The organism is Legionella parisiensis (assembly GCF_001467945.1).
GTDB lineage: Bacteria > Pseudomonadota > Gammaproteobacteria > Legionellales > Legionellaceae > Legionella > Legionella parisiensis.
Map to the genome: position 1 here is coordinate 2,698,805 of NZ_LNYQ01000013.1, position 17,956 is coordinate 2,716,760.

A 17,956-nucleotide genomic window follows, 5' to 3' on the forward strand; every position below is an offset into this window, starting at 1 on the left:
GATGTGCCTTTTGAGTAGCTTATTTTTAAGGATGAATAATGAAATATAAATATCATGTATGTGCGGTTAGTTTTTTTTGGGTTGTCGCTTCGATGACCAGTTTTGCCTTACCATTTAACATTACTCCCCAAGGTAACTTACCTTCCACTGTTCCTGTGGGGGCAAGTGTGAATGCTGCATATACGGTGACAAATAACACCTTATCAATGCGGTTTAATAATTTTATTAAATGGTTTCCGCCCAATGTAACTCAAGTACTCGAGCCAACAGACCCGACTGTTTGTCCTCTTTTTTTTAATTTAGGACCAAATGGCTCTATTAATCAAAGTTGTACTTTAAAATTGAAAATATCCGGAGCGGTTAATCGTGATGATCCTGATCCACACCATCATTTATTTGCTTGTTTTCCCGGAGGTAAAACCTGTGCCGGACCTACACTTGCTAATTCGTTAAACGTAAATGTAACCAATGCGCCACCTGAAACCCAAATTTCTGTTGCCGTGGGGGGGTATGGAACTTCTAGTGCAGGACACCCGCTCGTTTATACAAGTAACAATAATGGTGCCACCTGGCCTACACCAGTATTACCGCCTACTGTTGGGCTTCCTGGTAATCAAACAGCGCTTATTAGTGTTGCGTGCAATGGAAATCTCTGTACTGCCATTGGTGCGGTTTTCGGAGATGTAGACCAGACGATACCTTTTTCATATTCAAGCTCGGATAGAGGGGCGAGCTGGTCTGCGCCTAGCCTATTCTTACGCACCGGCCCTCTTGCAACAAGTAATGAAGTTTTCCTTGTTTCCGTGAGTTGTGTGGATAACAAGTGTGCGAGTGTAGGAGCATGGGGAGAGAGTGTTTCTGGAAATCGTTATCCGCTTACCTATTCCAGCTCTAATAATGGAGTCACTTGGTCTCAGCCTAATTTTCTTTCAACCGCAGGTCTCCCACCTGGAAATCAAGGAGCTAGACTCGGCTCTGTTAGTTGTGCAGGAACAAATTGTTCCGCTGTTGGTTTTTATAATGACGCTTCAAATGATCGACAACCTGTAAGTTATTTTAGTGCTAATAATGGTGTTACATGGTCCGAAGCAATTATACCAAGTATTGCTAATTTTCCAGTTGGTTATGTAAGTGGTGCGAAGTTGATGAGTGTAAGTTGTGTTGGAACTAATTGCAGTGCTGTAGGTGAAACTCCTGACCCAGCAAATACTAACGTAAACTTACCTCTAAGTTATACCAGTTCAAATGGTGGAGTTACTTGGTCTTTAGTAAGATTTCTTTCAATAAATGCCTTGCCTCCTGGAAATAACGGAGCGTTTCCAAATAGCGTGAGTTGTTCAGGAGTTCGTTGCTCTGCCGTGGGATATTACAGAACAGGTACAGGCCGACAATTACCTGTGAGCTATTTCAGTGCAAACAATGGAGTGACTTGGTCAGAAGCTATATTCCCTCCCATAAGTGGGATTCCTGCCGGATTCGGGAATGCCCAGTTAACCGGGGTTTCATGTAAAAATAATATATGTTCCGCTGTAGGGTATTATGATCTTATGGGCAATACACTTCCTTTGACCTACCAAAGTTTGGATAACGGAATTACCTGGTCTCTCTTTTTACCAAGTATTTCTTCTATCCCCGGTGCTGTCTCAGCGGTTACTTTTAGTGTTGGTGGTTCTGAAAGCGGGCTTTTACAGACCTAGTGTAGAATGAGGCTAACCCAAGACATTTCTTGGGTTAGCAATTTTTCTCCAGTACGTAAATACGAATAATCTTTTATTTTAGAATTTTGACACAATGTAGTGACTTGTTTACAGGCCTCAATTACAGGTGTAAGAGCTTCTTTCCAGTTCGGGAGTGCTGTTATCTTCAACCTTGGAGGATCTTGCCAAAAATCCATAATTGATGATGCCTGATATTGGCCAGTTTAATCGCTGATGCTCAATTACCTTACCATGACATGAGCTTAAAATAAGTTGACCGTTATTATTAAAAATAGAGAAATTTTTGTTATCAGGTAAATTTTGTATGGTCTCCTTAGACAAGGAAGTCATTCTGGGGTTAGTGATGAGTGCTGTATACATATAATCCATACGCTTTTCTAAAGATTCATCAAGCATAGATTCAAAATATTTTTGTGCGCAAAAAGATAATGAGGCTGCGCTGCCTGCAAGTGTTTTTACAAGTCCTTTTTCTCCAGAGGGCTGCCTGCCCTCTTTCATAAGAAAATTACCGCTACTATCTGCCAAATAGAAACTATTTTTCTCTTTACGTATATCCAAACCTCCTAATTTATAGGTTCCATCTTTACAACCTGTGGGGCCTAAGGCATCGGTTACAAGAATAATTTTGTTTTTAATCGTACTCTGGATGAGTGAAATAAATGAGGGGGATAAATGGACACCATCAGTAATAAGCTCCACACCAGGCGGACAATACTCAGGATTTTCGAGTATCCATTGTACTACATGACTTTTTGCGTCACTGAAATTAAGGGGTCGTATTTCTCTGCTACACGATTCTTGACAACCATTACCCAGATGAGTAAATCCACAAGCGCCTGCCGCAATAGCGCGGCTGATGATCTCCTTATCATCTGGATTGCAGTGACCAATGAACACTTTTACAAAAATACCTTCCTGTTCAAGTGTCTTTGTCTGTTTAATGAAATCTTCTGCACCCAACAAATCAGGTGCAATGGTTATTTTCCAGTGTTTAATATGAGGCGCTACGTCAATAATATCCCTAAACTTTTTTATACAGATACTATTTTGTAGCGCCTCTTTAGCATGGGCACCTTTGCAACTTTCTGAGATAAAGGGACCTTCTAAATGTACGCCAAGAATCCGGGTGCGCCCCTGAGTAGGATTTAGTTCTTGTTTCCGAATAAAATCATTAATTTTTATCAGTGATATTTTTAAGGCAGGGATAGGCATGGATACTAGAGTTGCTAATGCATAAGAAAGTCCTGTTTCTCCTAGTGCTGTGACAATACGCTCTAATCCTGCATCACTCATTTCATCGCCTAAATCAGCGAAATCAATACCACCTTGGCCATGAACATGGGAATCTAACATTCCAGGCATGAAGAAATAGCAGCCTTTGGAATCAATTATTTTTTCCTCTTGAAGAGATGATAATGTGTCATCAATATTGAAAATTATCCTTGCCCCATCTTCGGTAATTTGTACGTGTTTTAATTCTTTAATCCCTGCATCGTTATAAACATAAATATTTTTAATTAGCATTTAATATCCTCGTAGGGATGAGTTCCTCAAACAATTGCTGGGAGCTTAATCTATTTTCGGTCAGAGCCCTATATATATATTTTAGAGCGGGACCCCCACAGGAAATGCCCTAGAGTTTCGTTGCTAAATTGGCTAAAATCGCGCGTCGATAAATCAACTTTTTATGATTTTATTGGCATCCTGCACCAGGTTATTGTAACAAAATATGGGAATGAGATGAATGGAGTGTTTAATATTACCTTTTCAATACATATTAATCGCTTTATTCTTAACTCTTATTTATATCGGATATAACACCTCGATTTCTCGGAGAAAATATTTATGTTTAGCCGCATTTTTGTTAGGGAAACATCTGAAGGCATGGCAAGTAAAGCTGCTCGAGCTATTCAAATGAAAATCATGGAAAATAATAAGAAAGAGATACCTACCGTTCTGGGATTGGCAACAGGCAGCACTCCTGAACCTTTATACAAAGAATTAGTTCGTCTGCATAAAGAGGAAAACCTGGATTTTTCATTGGTCATCACGTTTAATTTAGATGAGTATTTAGGGTTGGAACCAACACATATTCAATCTTATCATCACTATATGCATCATCATTTTTTTGATCACGTAAATATCAAACAAGAGAATATTCATATGCTTGATGGAACTGTTCCACTGCAATCAATTGAGCAGCATGCGAAAGAATATGAAGAAAAAATTCAAGAAGTTGGTGGAATAGATATTCAAATTTTAGGTTTAGGTGTGAATGGTCATATTGGTTTTAATGAACCGGGCTCCTCATTTGATTCTAAGACACGATTAATACAGTTAGATGATAAGACTCGCGAAGCGAATAAACGATTTTTTAATTCAAAAGATGAGGTACCAACCCATGCAATAACAATGGGAATTGGAACGATTTTACAATACAGTAAAGAGTGTTATTTGCTTGCCTCAGGCGTCGCTAAGGCAGATATTATTGCGGCTGTTAATCTGGCTTCTGCACCTAATCAAGATATTCCGGCTACAGCCTTATATGATCATAAAAACGTAACAATCCTACTTGATAAAGAAGCAGCATCCAAGTTGGCGTTATCGGCTAAACCAATCAAATCGCCATTACTGTCTCGAAGCATCTATGCTCCCAAAACCTCAGGAGAACCAAAAATTGTTCCTGTTCATGATGGTCTTAATGAGATAAAAATAAATCCAAGCTAATAAGATATCGAAAATAGAGCACCTAAACCCATATTCAGGAAGATGAATATGGGGCCTATTTGTAAGTGCTTGTTTTATTAAACAAAAATAACTTGAAGAAAATAATAGTTTTCTGCTTCTATATCAAAAGTTTGGACATACCCAGGTTACGGTTCATACCTGGCGCCGCAAGTTGACTATTTCTTTTCTAATATAAAGTCTTTACTTCCATTGCAGAACAATTACAGCCGAGGAGATTACTGTTTTATTAAATGAATATCTCACTGAAAGGTCAAAGATTGCTTTGAAATATGGGTAAACCGTTGATAAATTCATTGGTGATGCCATGTTGGTTTTTTGGGGGAGTCCAGACACAATGGGCATTACAGAAGATACTAAAGCATGATGTGAATGGGGATCAATGCTGGATTTTGTCATGTCGGTAATAGCATGAGTGGTGCATAAGTTAATGTTGCCGCACGATTCAATATAGTTCAGAGCCTGGACATCTGTTATGAGTTATGGAACGAATTATTCTGATGACTGTGCAAAAGCCCATAGCGGATGTTGTCATTCCTGCGCAGGCAGGAATCCATCCATGATGGAGTACCGTGCCAACGCGGGATGACAGAGTTACTTGCGAATAAAATACTAAATACTCTTAGCTTGACAGTTATGCTAGCCAAGCGCCAACTTTGTATCTACTTTTTTAGTTAATCGGGATGATCATCTTATTGATAACCAGCCTGGCTATTTTGATAATTTATCAGATTTTTTCTATATTTTGTTTGATAGTTCGGTTGACCATAATTTACTTGGCTATTTTGATAGTTTATCTGACCGTTTCTATATCTTTTTTGATAATGTACCTGGCCCTTATGATATGTTACGTTGCTTTTATAATATTTGTTATTACCATATCCAATGTAGGTATTATTGTTGGAGTAATATCCTCTTGTTCTGGAGTGGCTAGGATGAGCATATGAGTTTCCACCATAATAGCCATCATGCCAGCCAGCCCCATAACTACCTACCCTATAATAATTGGTTGTATATCCTGGAGGAGTATAACCAGAAGAATAGACATAATTAGCGCGGTATCCGGGGGAGTTCCCAGTTGTTGTGGTACATCCACCTAGACCCAATAGAGTTGCAGCGATCCCCACTAGCTTCATTGTTTGATGCATAATGACCTCCTGTCGTTAAAATGCAATTTTATTGTAGTATGATAATATATTTTGATCAAATTGATTTATTTGTGCTCAAAATAAAATAAATCCTGGATAGGAACTCATTACACTATTTGAGTTGTATTTAGGCGTACGTTAATTAATTAGAGAGAGCCTCTATTTTTGTGACTGGATAAAGTCTTTTATTTCAATAAGGCAATAGTGGAGAAATGCCTCATTGAGTTTCATTTTAGAAACCCCTTCTTGATGATCTTTTAAATGAATTATTTCAATCATAGGGATATTTGCATCCGAGTTAAGGCAGTAAATGGTTTCTTTTGTGTCCACTCCATATCGATCTGAATCTAATCTTCCATTTCCATGTAAGAGGCAATTACGAATTTTAGAAATATTGACTAGCATTTTCCAACGTGTGTTATCAAGAGTGTATCCTTGTTCGATCAGAGCAGCTTCAAATCGTAATATGCTTGCATTTTTCTTAATTAACAGTTTGTCACATTCATAATACAAAGCTTCTTCAAGTTTGGCGTAAATTTGCAGGAAGGTTAATTCAACTAGATTCTGCAGGCTTTGTTTATAAAATTCTAGGGTTCGTATTTCATCTATTGTGAGTTCATTAATATTTTTCTTCGATTCGAGTTCTGCGATTTGCTTTTGGATGGATGCGGTCATTAATCTGTATAGTTTTAATTGATATTCAAAATGAATTGTTTTTAGAAATTTAAATTGGTTCATTGCTCATTATCCATGTCAGATTGTTTTCTGCCAAGAAAATAAACTGGGTAGAATAACATTTTGAGACAGTTATGTCTCATCTGAAGATGTTGAGTAGCTAAGAGAACTAATCCTTATCTCTGTCTCTGACGGAGAGTTTATTTCTTTTTCTGCTTTCAAAGCCTTTCTTTTTGTCACATTATCAATGGTGGACGTATTTGGTTGAAATAAAGGATCAAAATTCAAGACATCCTCAGAGTCTTGTTGGAGCTCATCTGAGTCTCGCGGTAATATGCTATAGCTATGTTTTATTCTAAACCCTTCTTTATTTAAACCGAGTGCAGTATAGAGATAATTTATTGTTGCATCAGCAATTTTATAAGCACTTGTTACCGACATAGCTGGTATAAATAATACAGAAACTATGCCAGCGGTTGCTGCAGAACCCACAGCAATTGGTGCAATGAGCAAAAAGAAAAGTATGCCTGTCATTGATAATGAGGTAATTACAGGGCCATTCCCATCATTTGAGGTCATGTTTTTAGGGTGATATAGCCAATTTGTGAATTTTTCAGACAACTTTCCAGCAGACCATAAAGCACCGCCGATAACAAGAACAGGAGAAAGCAGGGCAAGCATAGCCAGTAACAATGCGACTATCACAACACTTGCAGCAGCAGTAAATGGCAATAGGAGTATTGTTAATATACCAGTCAGCGCCTGTTTCATTTTTTATCACATAAACAAAGTGTTTTTTATTTTAACAGTGCGACCTTAAGAAATACTTAACTAAATTTAATAAGAAATAATATATTATGGTGTGTGTTCAATTAGAGAATAGAAAGTGTGTTTTTTGTTTTTCGATCCTTGTGCACGGCATCCCATTCAATCGAGCTTGCATAAAGAACAAAGCATTTTGATTCATACTGTACTTTGATGTGCTCTTATTCTGAACACATTGCGTTCTTAAGCTATACTTTCTGTATGTAACAGAGAATGGAAAAGACACATTATGGCGCTTAGTAGAGAGGAGATTCAACGACGTAAATATGTGGACTCCCAAGCTTTAATGGAAGGCATACGTCAAAATCTTGCAGAATGGCAGAAAACTACAATGCCTCCTCAATACCGTGAGGCACAAAAGGATGTTATACAGGCTGTAAGTGGCGAGCTTGATCGGTTGGATAAAGCTTTAGCTGAGGCAGCTCCTCCTAATAAGGGAAATAACCTCGATGAAATCTATAAATCGCTTCAAGATCTGAGTAAAAAAACTACGACAGCACAATTGCTGAGTAATGCTGTGATTATGACATCCGATCTCAGTCATGAACAACGAGTTGATCCAAAAGCCCTAAAGGAAGTGGGTATAAATTCAGTGAGAGTCGCATGGAATTTGGCCACTAGCTTCGCTTTTGATGATTCAAAGCCTTTAACGGAAAAAATAAAAGGTTTTGCGAAGGCTTGTATGCACGGGACGATTGGAATGTGTCAAGGTGCTTTACAGGGGTTTAATGAAGGTAAGGGTTTTTTTGATACGGTAAGCAAAATGGTAACAGGGAGCTTCGAGCAAGGTATGGGAGGATATAATAAATCACTTGTTACAAGTATGTTGAGTGAGAAGGATAGAGGTAAGCAAATTATATCCGATCTTCGAGCAGAACATGAAAAGGTAGCACGGGAGCTTGAAAATGATCCTGATGACCCCATAAAACAAGCACGAAAAGCAATTATTGACGAGGAAGCCAAATATTTAAACGAACTTGAAGAAGATTTAAATAAAAGTGAAGGTGAAAAACTTTCAAAAACAGTTAGTTCTTTAGAAATATTACAATTAAGCAATGCGGGTACGTCGCTACAAAGTTCAGGCTTGTCACTCCTGCATCGTTTTGTTCTGGGAGATGAAAAAAAATTAAAGAGAGAGACAGTAGAACAATTAGGAAAGGATACGGTTAATATCACCAAAAATATAAACCAAATACTTGATAATTCGTCAAAAAGTTTGCCATCAAAGTTATTTGATATGACTAAAGCTTATATCGGTGCAGCAGGAGATGGGATAACAGCGTTTATAAAAGGCTTCGAAGAGAAGGGCAGTTTGAAAGAAAAATACGTACATGCTGTAGAGAGTGGCTTTTCTATTTTTATGAATAAATTTTCTAAAGCTCTTGATGAAATTAATCCCCAAAAGAAATCAGAAGCCGAGCCAGATTTGCTCCAAATGGGAAGCCCTAAATCAACGCAAAAAACAATACCTCAAGAAACTGCTCTTCCACCAAGTAATGAATTGCTCTCCCCCAGAGAGAAAGAGCCCCCAAAAATAGGGACTGTTAAAGAAGAAAGCGACCTGAGTATAAAACACAGTTGATCTCAACAGCTTTATCCCTGCTCGTTTATTGAATACTTCTTTAGCCATTGAATCGTTATAAATGAGATGAGTCACATCCGAATTAAGGAACTACTGAGCGCATGATGGGATTTTGCAGTGAAATCAGTGTCTCTGTTGATTGAATTCCATCGATAAGTTGAATTTTATTCACCAATAACTGCTGCAACGTATCTATGGATTGGCAGATTACTTTGATAAAAATATTAAAATGATGGCCAATAGTGTAATAAGCCTCGATGACTTCTTCTAAATCTTCCAGTTTTTTTAGGACCGCTTGATAATCTTTTGCGTGATTCAAAGTAATGCCAATGAAACAACAGACATCGTACCCTAAACGTTTGGGATTAATGTGTACATGCACCCCTTCAATAATACCAGCTTGCCGCATTTTTTCTACACGTACATGAATCGTAGCAGGGCTTACGGCACAACTTTTAGCGAGTTCTGCATAAGCAGTACGTGCATTTTTAATTAATGCGCTCAGTATTTTTCGGTCAAGATTATCGATTAAATAATTTTCAAGGTCTTTCATGGTTGTTTTTTAAAATTTATTTAAATAAATGTCTATTTTAATGGATATTGTTTACTTTATATATGTTTATTTTAAATTGATCATAAAAATAAACTAAATATTCAATATAATGTTAAGTTCATTTTATTTTTGAGGTATTGTGATGAAACAGGCATTTATTGAAAAGCAAAGGCAAATAAGTTTTGTTAAAGGGTTCTTTTCCCGTGAGTTGGAGCAAAAACTGGGTCTTATTGAAGTGCAGGGGCCGTTATTGGCGCGTGTTGGGGATGGTGTGCAGGATAACTTGTCTGGGACAGAACAAGCTGTATCTGTAAAGGTCAAGGCTATTCCCGGGCATTCTTTTGAAATTGTTCATTCATTGGCCAAATGGAAAAGAAAATTACTTGGAGAATTTGCTTTTCAAGCAGGGGAAGGCATTTACACTCATATGAGCGCTTTAAGACCCGATGAAGAGGTATTAAGTGCAACGCATTCAGTTTTTGTAGATCAATGGGATTGGGAGCGTGTCATAGACCGTAAAGATCGCTGTTTAAGCTATTTAAAAAAAACGGTTATTGAACTCTATGACGCAATAAAAAAAACAGAACATACCACCAGCGATCTTTATGGTTTGACCCCCTTCCTCCCTCAATATATTCATTTTACTTACACCGAAGAATTACGTGCTTTATATCCTCATCTATCGCCTAAAGAACGAGAGCGTGCAATCACTAAAAAATATGGAGCGGTTTTTTTAATTGGGATTGGCGGTTCGTTAGCTGATGGAAGACCTCATGATTTACGTGCTCCTGATTATGATGATTGGAGTTCAGTGAACGAAGTAGGATTAACTGGATTAAACGGTGATATTTTAGTTTGGAATCCAGTACTTGCAGATGTTTTTGAGATTTCTTCTATGGGAATTAGAGTCAACGAAGCGACATTAAAATATCAATTGGCATTAACAGGTTGTCAGCATCGCTTGGATTTTGATTGGCACCAGAAGTTAATTTCTGGTTCTTTACCTCAAACAATTGGCGGTGGTATTGGTCAATCACGTTTAGTGATGCTGTTGTTGCAAAAAAAACATATTGGCGAAGTTCAGTGTGGTGTTTGGCCCGAAGCCGTAGAAGTTTGACATACTCTACGAAGAAATAGGGCGCAATTCAAAATGGTACACCATACACTTGGATTACGCCCGATATCGCTTATGCCGACTTTGTTCTGATAACTTTAGTCTTGTATTGTTTTAACGAAGCGGTTATCAACTTCTTCAGCGTAGTCAGGCAACTCATTCCACTGTGCCTTGGGGGTGATCAATTGAAGCAATTTTACTTCATTTTGGATGATTTAATTGCTCAGAAAAAGAGGGACAAGTCATTGTGCTTTTGATTAAAAAAATTGGCAATTAAGTACTAAAATTAGAGTATGGAGATAAATGACACATTTGCTTATATGGATATAAATCAAAAACTCGCAAAAAGCTCGGTTGTTTTCAAAGAGTATGTGAACAAGTACGCGTATATAGGATTAAGCATTTCTATTTGTAGTATTTTGATTGCTTCATTTATTGTGTCTTATCAAATAACAGGATTTATCAATCTGAATGGTTTTGTTAAGGCTCAAACAACAAATCCTGCTATTTGGGTTCTTGACCTAAGTCCTTTTCTTTTTGCTTATTGGGGACAGTCATTTTGTCATGGATTGGCCAATACAGCAGAATCCCTTGTAGCAGATAAAACCAAGGCACTTTTATACAAAAGTGGTGATCTCGAATTAAAACTCAAATATGAAAGTGAACATGATTATTTTACGCAGCTGCCCAACGCACTCTTGTTTAGTGAGCAAATCAAACAAGCAATTGTTAAGATTGAGAAACCGAATGAGTTAGCAGTTGTTATCTTAAAATTGAATGATTTTAAGGCCGTTCACAACAATTTCGGTAATTTTAATGCGAATAGTGCGTTAATTCAGTTCGTTAAAAAATTAAAAGGTATGTTGATTCATCCTTTTATGCTGCAAGCTACTATGGGAATAAATAGCATCGCTCGGATAGAAGGCGATGAATTTGCTTTATTGTTACCAAGATTAAATAAAAATATTGATTTGAATACCCTATTAGAAGCTACTGTTGAAGCAACTGCGCTTGATTTGATTGTAGATGGTATTCAGATAAACATCAGTACTACTGCAGGCGCGGCCATATATCCCCATGCGGGAGAGAATGACATTTCATTAGTGAGTCATGCTCGAACTGCGGTTTTTCACGCAAGAAAAAAAAGTGAACCTTTCGCTATTTATAATTCGAATATGGAAGATGTCTTTACTTCAAACCGAATTGTGATGAGTTCGTTAAAAAAATCAATAGAAAACCAAGAAATCAAGATCTATTATCAGCCCACAGTAGAGTTGGCAACTGGTAAAATAATTGGTGCGGAGGCCAAGGTTCGTTTTGTTCATGAAAAATATGGATTAATTAACGCGGAAAAATTTAATCCGCTTCTTGAGGGTTCAAGTTTAATCCAGCAACTAAGCTCATTCATGTTAACCAATGTTATAAAGCAGCTCGTGCTTTGGCATCAAGAGGGGTATAAAATATTTGCTTCAGTCAACTTATCTGTTCAAGATGTTATTGACCGAAAGTTGCCTGATTTTGTAGAGAAACTAATTAATAAAAATAAAATTGCACCTGAGTATTTAATATTAGAATTCAATGAACGTGCCTGCCTTTCTGATCAAGAAAAATCAACTGAGGTATTAAATCAATTAAGCAAATTAGGCGTTAAAATATCGATAGACGACTTCTGTAGTGGTTATTCTTCCTTTACATATCTGGTAAATTTTCCTATCAATGAAATTAAAATTGAAAAATCCCTCATTTTGAATATGCTTAAAGATAAGAAAAAATCTAAAATTGTTGAAGCCATAATAAAGCTGGCACAAACTTTAGAGTTAAAAGTTTTAGCTGATGGGATAGAAAATCAGGAAATCAGAGAACAACTGAAACAGTATGGTTGTATGTATGGACAGGGATTTTATTTTTCACGCCAGGTAAGCCCTTATGAATTTATGGCTCTGTTACATTCAGGTGTAGCAAGATAGCGAAGCAAAAATCAACTTGATTCTTTTTTCTCACTCCCCAAAAAATCTTTCAAACTAAACTATACTAATCATACAAAATGTTTTTTTATTTTACAAACTTGGTGCCGTAATCATTAAGGAGTGATATATGTCAAATATTAAAAAAATTTTTATAGTCTTAATTGTAAGTAGTTTTGCATCTAATTCTTTTGCTGCTTGGGGATATCACAAATCCACCACTGTTTGTAAAGGAGGCACCTGCCACCACACAAATGTTAAAAAAGGTTGTGTTAATGGTCATTGCGGCAAGGTGCGAACTGGAACAACCTGGCATAGATAAGAGTAGAGCGAGATCACTCCATGATGAGATCTCTATATATTGTCATTAATTTTAATAAGCGAACTATTTTCAAGTAACGCTCTGTTTACAGAAGTCTAGATGAATTAATTCAACATAAATCGGCTTTCTCTTTTATCATGCTCTTAAATAAGACTTACTGATTCGATAATGATATAAAAGTAGAGTAATATCATTGCCATATAAAAGCTAAAGGACTACAATAATCCCAGTGCTTTTGTGCCATCCTGCAAAATAACACTCTTCTAAAACTTAAAACTAGTGACTCAATTAATTATTGGGTCTGTCTTTGGATTAATAGTTAAATTAACGATATAGCCATAAAAATATTTTTTGAAAAAAGTGAATAATAAAACTATTGACACAAAAAATCTCTAAGGAATCGAGATTTATAAAAAAAGGAGCTTATTATGTTTCATGTAGACAATAGTGGTGATGGCAATTGTATGTATTATGCATACAGCATTTCTTTAATGTATTTTTTACGGACGAAATATACTCTTCATGTGACAGAAGATATTTTTAATAAGTTAAAACTCAAAGAAGATGATAAGGGCAGCTTGCGAACCCTGTTATCCAAGGAAGTAGAGCAAGAATTTACATCTGATGAGATTAAAACGGTTATTGAACCTATCTTGGGAAGAGCAACTAGAGATTTGGCTGCCGAACATACAAAATATGAATTTAAAATGTCTCCTCAAGATACACCATTATTTTCTGCAGCTAAATACGGTTTAGAATATTGTTTTAAGCTACAGTTTGAGCCCAAGCATACCGAGTTGGCACAACTCATCAATCATGCATTTACCGATGATGATTATACGGAAGCAGAGATATATCAAGTGAGCGGTATAAAAACTGCGATGGATGAGTTTGCCAACGCAAGGTTCCTTCAAGTCAAAGAGGAATTTGACCGCGAGTGGTCCATTAAAGAACAAAGTTTCAAAAAAGGTAAAAGACCAACGGCAACGTCTATTCAATCTCAAAAAACACATCTTCTAGACAATATCCTAAGAAAGGAAACGGTTGCATTTTTTTCAGCAGATAATGACAAACATCTTAATGAATATAAAAATCATCTACAAAAAGAACATACGTGGGGGGCAGAAGAAACCCTGTTTGTCTTACATCGAGCCATTCAGGGTGAACGTATGGAGCGTAATACAAAAGGAACAATTGATACGTTCTATGATCATGATATCGTTTTACACCTTCATAGAGATGGCAGTAGTCCTTTTATTCAATCTGGAAATCCAGTAATGATATTGGATAATCAAGATAATACACATTGGATTTCTAAAATACCTAACTCAATATTTTCAATGAAACAATTCAGTAAAATTACTCAAATGGGTTACCCTGCAGAAATTGCTCTTTTTGTTAAAGAAAACAAGCAGTCAGGTCCAAGAGTAGCAAAAGCACTTAGACAAATGTATAAAAAATGGCTAGAAGGCAATGAATACTACTCCCCGGATCGGTGTAAAGAAATAACCGAACGCTATCTAGATTATGTAAAACATAATAATCGTCGTTTTCTAATCACCGAGGTGGAGCGATTTTTAGAAGAAATGAATAAAATTATTAAGAAGAAAACAGTTATTGATAAACCGACTACATCTGACTTAAGTCCTACATTAGAGACTAAAGAAGTAAATTCCCCGCTGCAGATGACCACAGATAAACTTATGGAAGAGGCAGTACCTGCATTAGAAGCCCAAGAGAGGACATTGGATACTCCAGTTGTAGAAGGATTTACACCGCTCATGCTGCAAGAATATCCCATACCCAATGGTGATGAGCTTACCGACAAAGATAAGAGTACAGCAAATAAGAAAGCCAAACAATTTACACATCCTTACAGTGATGAGGATGTCACTATGTTGTATCAGACAATTTATGATTGGGTCGATAGTTTAACGGACAAATCATTTAGAAATTTAATCAGCTCTTCATTAAAAAAATATGAAGCGAAAATATGGGGAAGTCTTTGGGGGGCCTCCAGAAGAGCAGAGGTAGAGGGTTATTTAAATGGGAATTATAGCTCGAAAGCACTTGCCATGATCCTTATAAATGGACATGAAGAGTCAACATTCAGTGGGTGCTTGTTTGTCAAAATAGTAGAACTAATTAAAAAAGAAATTAATAGCTACCCAGTGATGTTGGAAGAGCCCAAATACCAATTAATTTCTCAATTTAATTTAAAGGAACATGGTGCGTTTTATCTTACGAAAATGAAATCTCATGATGAAACGATTTCAGTTTCGCAGCGTCAACTACAAGATACGTCAACTTTAACATGTTGAATGCTGGGCTTATCTGCCTGAGAGAGTCCCATAAATTGTAAAATTTCAGTCAAATCATAGCGGCCTGTCATCCCTGCCTTCGCAGTGATGACAACTAGACTTAGGTTTTGTTAGTAGTTCTCGGAGGCGATATTTTCTCTTCTTCAGTAGGCCCCGCATTGTTGGAGTTATTTGCGGTATTAAAAACTCCAATTTTTGCCAAAGCATTACTAAAAGTTTGAGGATCTCTAATATTAACTGTATCTTGAGCTAGTGCACTTTGATCTGGGATTGGGACAGCATTATTGTTAAGTTGCTCTTCTGGGGCCGGATAAAATTTAGATAGCTTATCTGATGATGATGTTTTGGTTTGAATAATTGCTCCGGTCAATCCATTTCTATCCGCTAGCTGTATACCCTCTTCCACATACTCTTTATTGGCTGACTCTAAAATTAAATGAACCTCTTTTCCAGAAAAAAAGCGATTTAGCGTGCCATCAAATAAACAATCTGTTGGAGCTTTATTACTAGTACATAGGTTTAAATCACCACGATAAGTTACCTTATTAAAATCTAAACCATGAGTAATCGAGGTTAATAATTCGAGCAACTTATTTTGTATGGCACTTTGGGACGCCTCGGGAAAATCTTCATTTATTCCTTTTAAGTCTTTTAATGATACACCTGCTTTTCTTGCTAATTGAGCAGCATTAGATTTTGACTGAGTCCCTTCATGATAACTTGAAATAATGAGTTCTTTGTCAGGAGTAATCGCATAGGTAATATAAATTTTGGGCATAATAAAAATCTCCTTTATAAAAAAGGAATAATATTTTAAATTATAGACTATTTGAGTTATTATTAGATATCTCCTGGGGTAAACAATCCAGGATCTTCCAGGGAGGCAATCGATTTTTCATAATATCCGATAAAAAAATCTTTGGCTTGTGATGGTAATTCAAAGCCCATGGAATTACTGTATTTAAGACCTATGCCTATACTTGCATTTTGGATGCTGTATTTGCTTTCTTTTAAAATTAATTCTGCATTATCCAATGCTTGTAAAACATGCTTGTATTCAGTTTCTGATTTTGCAATGTCATGATGTTTAAGTAACCAAAAACAGTAACGACCTATCGCATCAGCTAAAACCATATAACCATAACTCCCATAATTGGGGAGCATAAGTTTACTATTCGCGATGAGCTCCTGGTAAAGAGCAGGGGATTCTTCAGAGTTTGCTTGCTCTAATTTATAGTATAAATATTCATTGTAACGTTGGATCGCATGAACGGAACCGTATTGAATTGCCATTCTAACCGATTCAATTTCAGAAAATCCAAATTCTTGCTTTATACTTTTTCGTGCTTCTTGTGACCGGTGATAAAAATAGGCTCCGCGTACTAAATCAAATTGACTTGATTGAGAATGAGAATAAAACATGAGTAAGGGTAAATTTTTTTGCTGAGATAACACTACACCATAGGCGCACCATATTTTTCCCCAATATTCCCTTAATTCAGCACAATTACAAAATGTTTCAACATCCTGGGTGTTATAAGCGATTCGAACAATTGTTTCAATGTTCTGGTTTCTTATAAGTTTAAGCTTATCTTCATCATTTGCCTGATTAAACATATAGATAAATAGCCTGTCTTGCCCTGTTAACTTTAATGACTGATTTAATGTCTTAAAATCAAAGAATTTGTACATGTTTTATACCCTTGTCTCCTAACTCTGTTAGTGCTAACTTCTAATGTACTGATAGTACTTAAATATGTTTTATCCATTCTAATACAAAACTGCTGGTACTAAGACAGATTTTTTAATAAGGGTCAGTTTAGCTTGTTAATCCTTTTTGTTTTTCTAGCTCTTCTGAAGAGGATTCCTCTATTGGCTGTTTTAACGTTGGTATTTCAGGGATATTCTCTCCTGGATTGGATGAATGCGGAGAGGTTAATAATGGACTATCTTCTGTAGAGGTAGGTGGCGGCGTTTGCGATTTTTGAAATGTATCTAAAGTGGGCAGCTTTTCTATCTCTTCTTTGCTTGGTCGCAAAGGACCATCTGTCAACTCTTTATCGCCTCTGAATAACTTCCCATCTTTTGAATAAGCTAAAACTTTATTTGTTTCTTTATCAATCAGAATAAAGTTTTGATTCTCACTCGCTAATTTTTTAGCAAAGTTTAGTGCATCCTCGTCTGATTTAAAGGTTAAAGTAGTCTTATTTCCTTCAATTTGGGGTTCGTGGTTTTTATACCATTCATCATTTTTAAAATGTTCTTTAAAAGCAGAGGCTACAGCATTAACATTTTCAGATTTGGCTGTAACAGTTAGAGGCGGTGGGCTTGGATTCTGCTTCTCATAATGCTTTTTAGCAATATCCATTTCCTTACCATTTTTTTCAAAAATCGCCTTATATTGCTCATAGGCTTCTTTACTGGCATTATCATTTGCTTCTTTAATTTTTACTGCCTTTTCATAGGCTTCCTCATTTGCTTTATCACATTCCTCTTTTATTTTTAAATACTCTTCATGGGTAATTTCTCCTTTTGCTGACCGTTCACCGGCAGCTCGTGATTTAGCATTATTCTCTTCACACGTTTTATCATATTCTTTAAAAGCATCATCAGATTTAGCATTATTAATTTGCTGAGTTCGTTGATAGGTTTGATAAGCAAGTCCGTTGGCTTTCTTAAAAGCATTCATTGCAGATTCATAGTCTTCAATTTTTGGAGGAGTGCCCATGGCTTTAAGTAATGTTTTCTCTGCTAGCTCCTGAGCTTCTTCATATTGTTTACGCTGTTTATCACGGAGCTTTGTTAACCTTTCTATATCAGATGGCATAATAGTCACTCAACTCTATACTCATATATATAAAGTTATAGCATAAAAACTTAAACAATTAGAGCTATGCCAGCACATATTAGGTATGGCCTTAAACTTATCGTTTAGAAGCCGGAAAATACTGGGCTTGTGGTAAAAACCAACGGTGGGGAATCAAAATTT

The 17,956-nt window shown here is 36.5% G+C and carries 15 protein-coding genes; 7 read left to right on the forward strand and 8 right to left on the reverse strand.

From position 1 onward, the window contains the following. Positions 1-38: 38 nt before the first annotated feature. Positions 39-1,697 carry a sialidase family protein gene (locus tag Lpar_RS18000; protein ID WP_058519136.1) on the forward strand — a complete coding sequence of 553 codons (1,659 nt, stop codon included), beginning with the start codon at positions 39-41 and terminating at the stop codon, positions 1,695-1,697. Between the two features lie 117 nt (positions 1,698-1,814). Here the strand turns inward: Lpar_RS18000 and Lpar_RS18005 are convergent, their stop codons facing one another. Further along, positions 1,815-3,242: an N-acetylglucosamine-6-phosphate deacetylase gene (locus tag Lpar_RS18005; RefSeq protein ID WP_058519137.1), complete on the reverse strand. Its 1,428-nt coding sequence runs from the start codon at positions 3,240-3,242 to the stop codon at positions 1,815-1,817. A gap of 321 nt (positions 3,243-3,563) precedes the next feature. Here Lpar_RS18005 and nagB point away from each other — a divergent pair, with 321 nt between their 5' ends. After that, the gene (nagB, locus tag Lpar_RS18010) at positions 3,564-4,445 is read left to right on the forward strand and encodes a glucosamine-6-phosphate deaminase (RefSeq protein ID WP_058519138.1); all 882 of its coding nucleotides are present in this window, start codon (positions 3,564-3,566) and stop codon (positions 4,443-4,445) included. 710 nt (positions 4,446-5,155) lie between these two features. On the opposite strand, the gene Lpar_RS18015 is transcribed toward nagB, so the two are convergent. From Lpar_RS18015 to Lpar_RS18025, 3 genes are all read right to left on the reverse strand, one after another. Continuing rightward, complete coding sequence (locus Lpar_RS18015) at positions 5,156-5,611, reverse strand: hypothetical protein (protein ID WP_058519139.1); 456 nt, start codon at positions 5,609-5,611, stop codon at positions 5,156-5,158. 159 nt (positions 5,612-5,770) lie between these two features. Next, positions 5,771-6,349 (reverse strand): hypothetical protein, encoded by a 579-nt coding sequence (locus Lpar_RS18020; RefSeq protein ID WP_058519140.1) that lies wholly within the window; start codon positions 6,347-6,349, stop codon positions 5,771-5,773. A gap of 69 nt (positions 6,350-6,418) precedes the next feature. Then, positions 6,419-7,057: a hypothetical protein gene (locus Lpar_RS18025; RefSeq protein ID WP_058519141.1), complete on the reverse strand. Its 639-nt coding sequence runs from the start codon at positions 7,055-7,057 to the stop codon at positions 6,419-6,421. Between the two features lie 283 nt (positions 7,058-7,340). Between Lpar_RS18025 and Lpar_RS18030 the strand changes: the two genes are divergently transcribed. Beyond that, a complete protein-coding gene (locus Lpar_RS18030; protein WP_058519142.1) occupies positions 7,341-8,693 on the forward strand; it encodes a hypothetical protein in 1,353 nt (450 codons plus the stop codon). A gap of 82 nt (positions 8,694-8,775) precedes the next feature. On the opposite strand, the gene asnC is transcribed toward Lpar_RS18030, so the two are convergent. Continuing rightward, positions 8,776-9,246 (reverse strand): transcriptional regulator AsnC, encoded by a 471-nt coding sequence (asnC, locus tag Lpar_RS18035; protein ID WP_058519143.1) that lies wholly within the window; start codon positions 9,244-9,246, stop codon positions 8,776-8,778. A gap of 142 nt (positions 9,247-9,388) precedes the next feature. Between asnC and asnA the strand changes: the two genes are divergently transcribed. From asnA to Lpar_RS19500, 4 genes are all read left to right on the forward strand, one after another. Next, complete coding sequence (gene asnA, locus Lpar_RS18040) at positions 9,389-10,363, forward strand: aspartate--ammonia ligase (protein WP_058519144.1); 975 nt, start codon at positions 9,389-9,391, stop codon at positions 10,361-10,363. Positions 10,364-10,680: 317 nt separating this feature from the next. Continuing rightward, entirely contained in the window at positions 10,681-12,327 is a 1,647-nt protein-coding gene (locus tag Lpar_RS18045; RefSeq protein ID WP_058519145.1) for a putative bifunctional diguanylate cyclase/phosphodiesterase, read from the forward strand. A gap of 127 nt (positions 12,328-12,454) precedes the next feature. Next, on the forward strand, positions 12,455-12,646 hold the full coding sequence (locus Lpar_RS18050) for a hypothetical protein (protein WP_058519146.1): 192 nt from the start codon (positions 12,455-12,457) through the stop codon (positions 12,644-12,646). A gap of 428 nt (positions 12,647-13,074) precedes the next feature. Next, positions 13,075-14,967: a hypothetical protein gene (locus Lpar_RS19500; RefSeq protein WP_058519147.1), complete on the forward strand. Its 1,893-nt coding sequence runs from the start codon at positions 13,075-13,077 to the stop codon at positions 14,965-14,967. Positions 14,968-15,067: 100 nt separating this feature from the next. Here the strand turns inward: Lpar_RS19500 and Lpar_RS18060 are convergent, their stop codons facing one another. The 3 genes from Lpar_RS18060 to Lpar_RS18070 all read right to left on the reverse strand — a co-directional run bounded on the left by Lpar_RS18060 (position 15,068) and on the right by Lpar_RS18070 (position 17,794). Then, the gene (locus tag Lpar_RS18060) at positions 15,068-15,745 is read right to left on the reverse strand and encodes a hypothetical protein (RefSeq protein ID WP_058519148.1); all 678 of its coding nucleotides are present in this window, start codon (positions 15,743-15,745) and stop codon (positions 15,068-15,070) included. A gap of 62 nt (positions 15,746-15,807) precedes the next feature. Further along, entirely contained in the window at positions 15,808-16,659 is an 852-nt protein-coding gene (locus tag Lpar_RS18065) for a DUF5630 domain-containing protein (RefSeq protein WP_058519149.1), read from the reverse strand. 127 nt (positions 16,660-16,786) lie between these two features. Continuing rightward, positions 16,787-17,794, reverse strand: coding sequence for an SHOCT domain-containing protein (locus Lpar_RS18070; RefSeq protein WP_058519150.1), 1,008 nt, complete (start codon positions 17,792-17,794; stop codon positions 16,787-16,789). Between the last annotated feature and the right edge of the window lie 162 nt (positions 17,795-17,956).

Excerpts from the sequence above, each read along its gene's own strand:
- Lpar_RS19500 (WP_058519147.1), top strand. The coding sequence starts at position 13,075 with ATGTTTCATGTAGACAATAGTGGTGATGGCAATTGTATGTATTATGCA.
- Lpar_RS18000 (WP_058519136.1), top strand. The coding sequence starts at position 39 with ATGAAATATAAATATCATGTATGTGCGGTTAGTTTTTTTTGGGTTGTC.
- Lpar_RS18030 (WP_058519142.1), top strand. The coding sequence starts at position 7,341 with ATGGCGCTTAGTAGAGAGGAGATTCAACGACGTAAATATGTGGACTCC.
- Lpar_RS18005 (WP_058519137.1), bottom strand. The coding sequence starts at position 3,242 with ATGCTAATTAAAAATATTTATGTTTATAACGATGCAGGGATTAAAGAA.
- asnA (WP_058519144.1), top strand. The coding sequence starts at position 9,389 with ATGAAACAGGCATTTATTGAAAAGCAAAGGCAAATAAGTTTTGTTAAA.
- Lpar_RS18020 (WP_058519140.1), bottom strand. The coding sequence starts at position 6,349 with ATGAACCAATTTAAATTTCTAAAAACAATTCATTTTGAATATCAATTA.
- Lpar_RS18025 (WP_058519141.1), bottom strand. The coding sequence starts at position 7,057 with ATGAAACAGGCGCTGACTGGTATATTAACAATACTCCTATTGCCATTT.
- asnC (WP_058519143.1), bottom strand. The coding sequence starts at position 9,246 with ATGAAAGACCTTGAAAATTATTTAATCGATAATCTTGACCGAAAAATA.
- Lpar_RS18070 (WP_058519150.1), bottom strand. The coding sequence starts at position 17,794 with ATGCCATCTGATATAGAAAGGTTAACAAAGCTCCGTGATAAACAGCGT.
- Lpar_RS18045 (WP_058519145.1), top strand. The coding sequence starts at position 10,681 with ATGGATATAAATCAAAAACTCGCAAAAAGCTCGGTTGTTTTCAAAGAG.
- Lpar_RS18060 (WP_058519148.1), bottom strand. The coding sequence starts at position 15,745 with ATGCCCAAAATTTATATTACCTATGCGATTACTCCTGACAAAGAACTC.
- Lpar_RS18050 (WP_058519146.1), top strand. The coding sequence starts at position 12,455 with ATGTCAAATATTAAAAAAATTTTTATAGTCTTAATTGTAAGTAGTTTT.
- nagB (WP_058519138.1), top strand. The coding sequence starts at position 3,564 with ATGTTTAGCCGCATTTTTGTTAGGGAAACATCTGAAGGCATGGCAAGT.
- Lpar_RS18065 (WP_058519149.1), bottom strand. The coding sequence starts at position 16,659 with ATGTACAAATTCTTTGATTTTAAGACATTAAATCAGTCATTAAAGTTA.
- Lpar_RS18015 (WP_058519139.1), bottom strand. The coding sequence starts at position 5,611 with ATGCATCAAACAATGAAGCTAGTGGGGATCGCTGCAACTCTATTGGGT.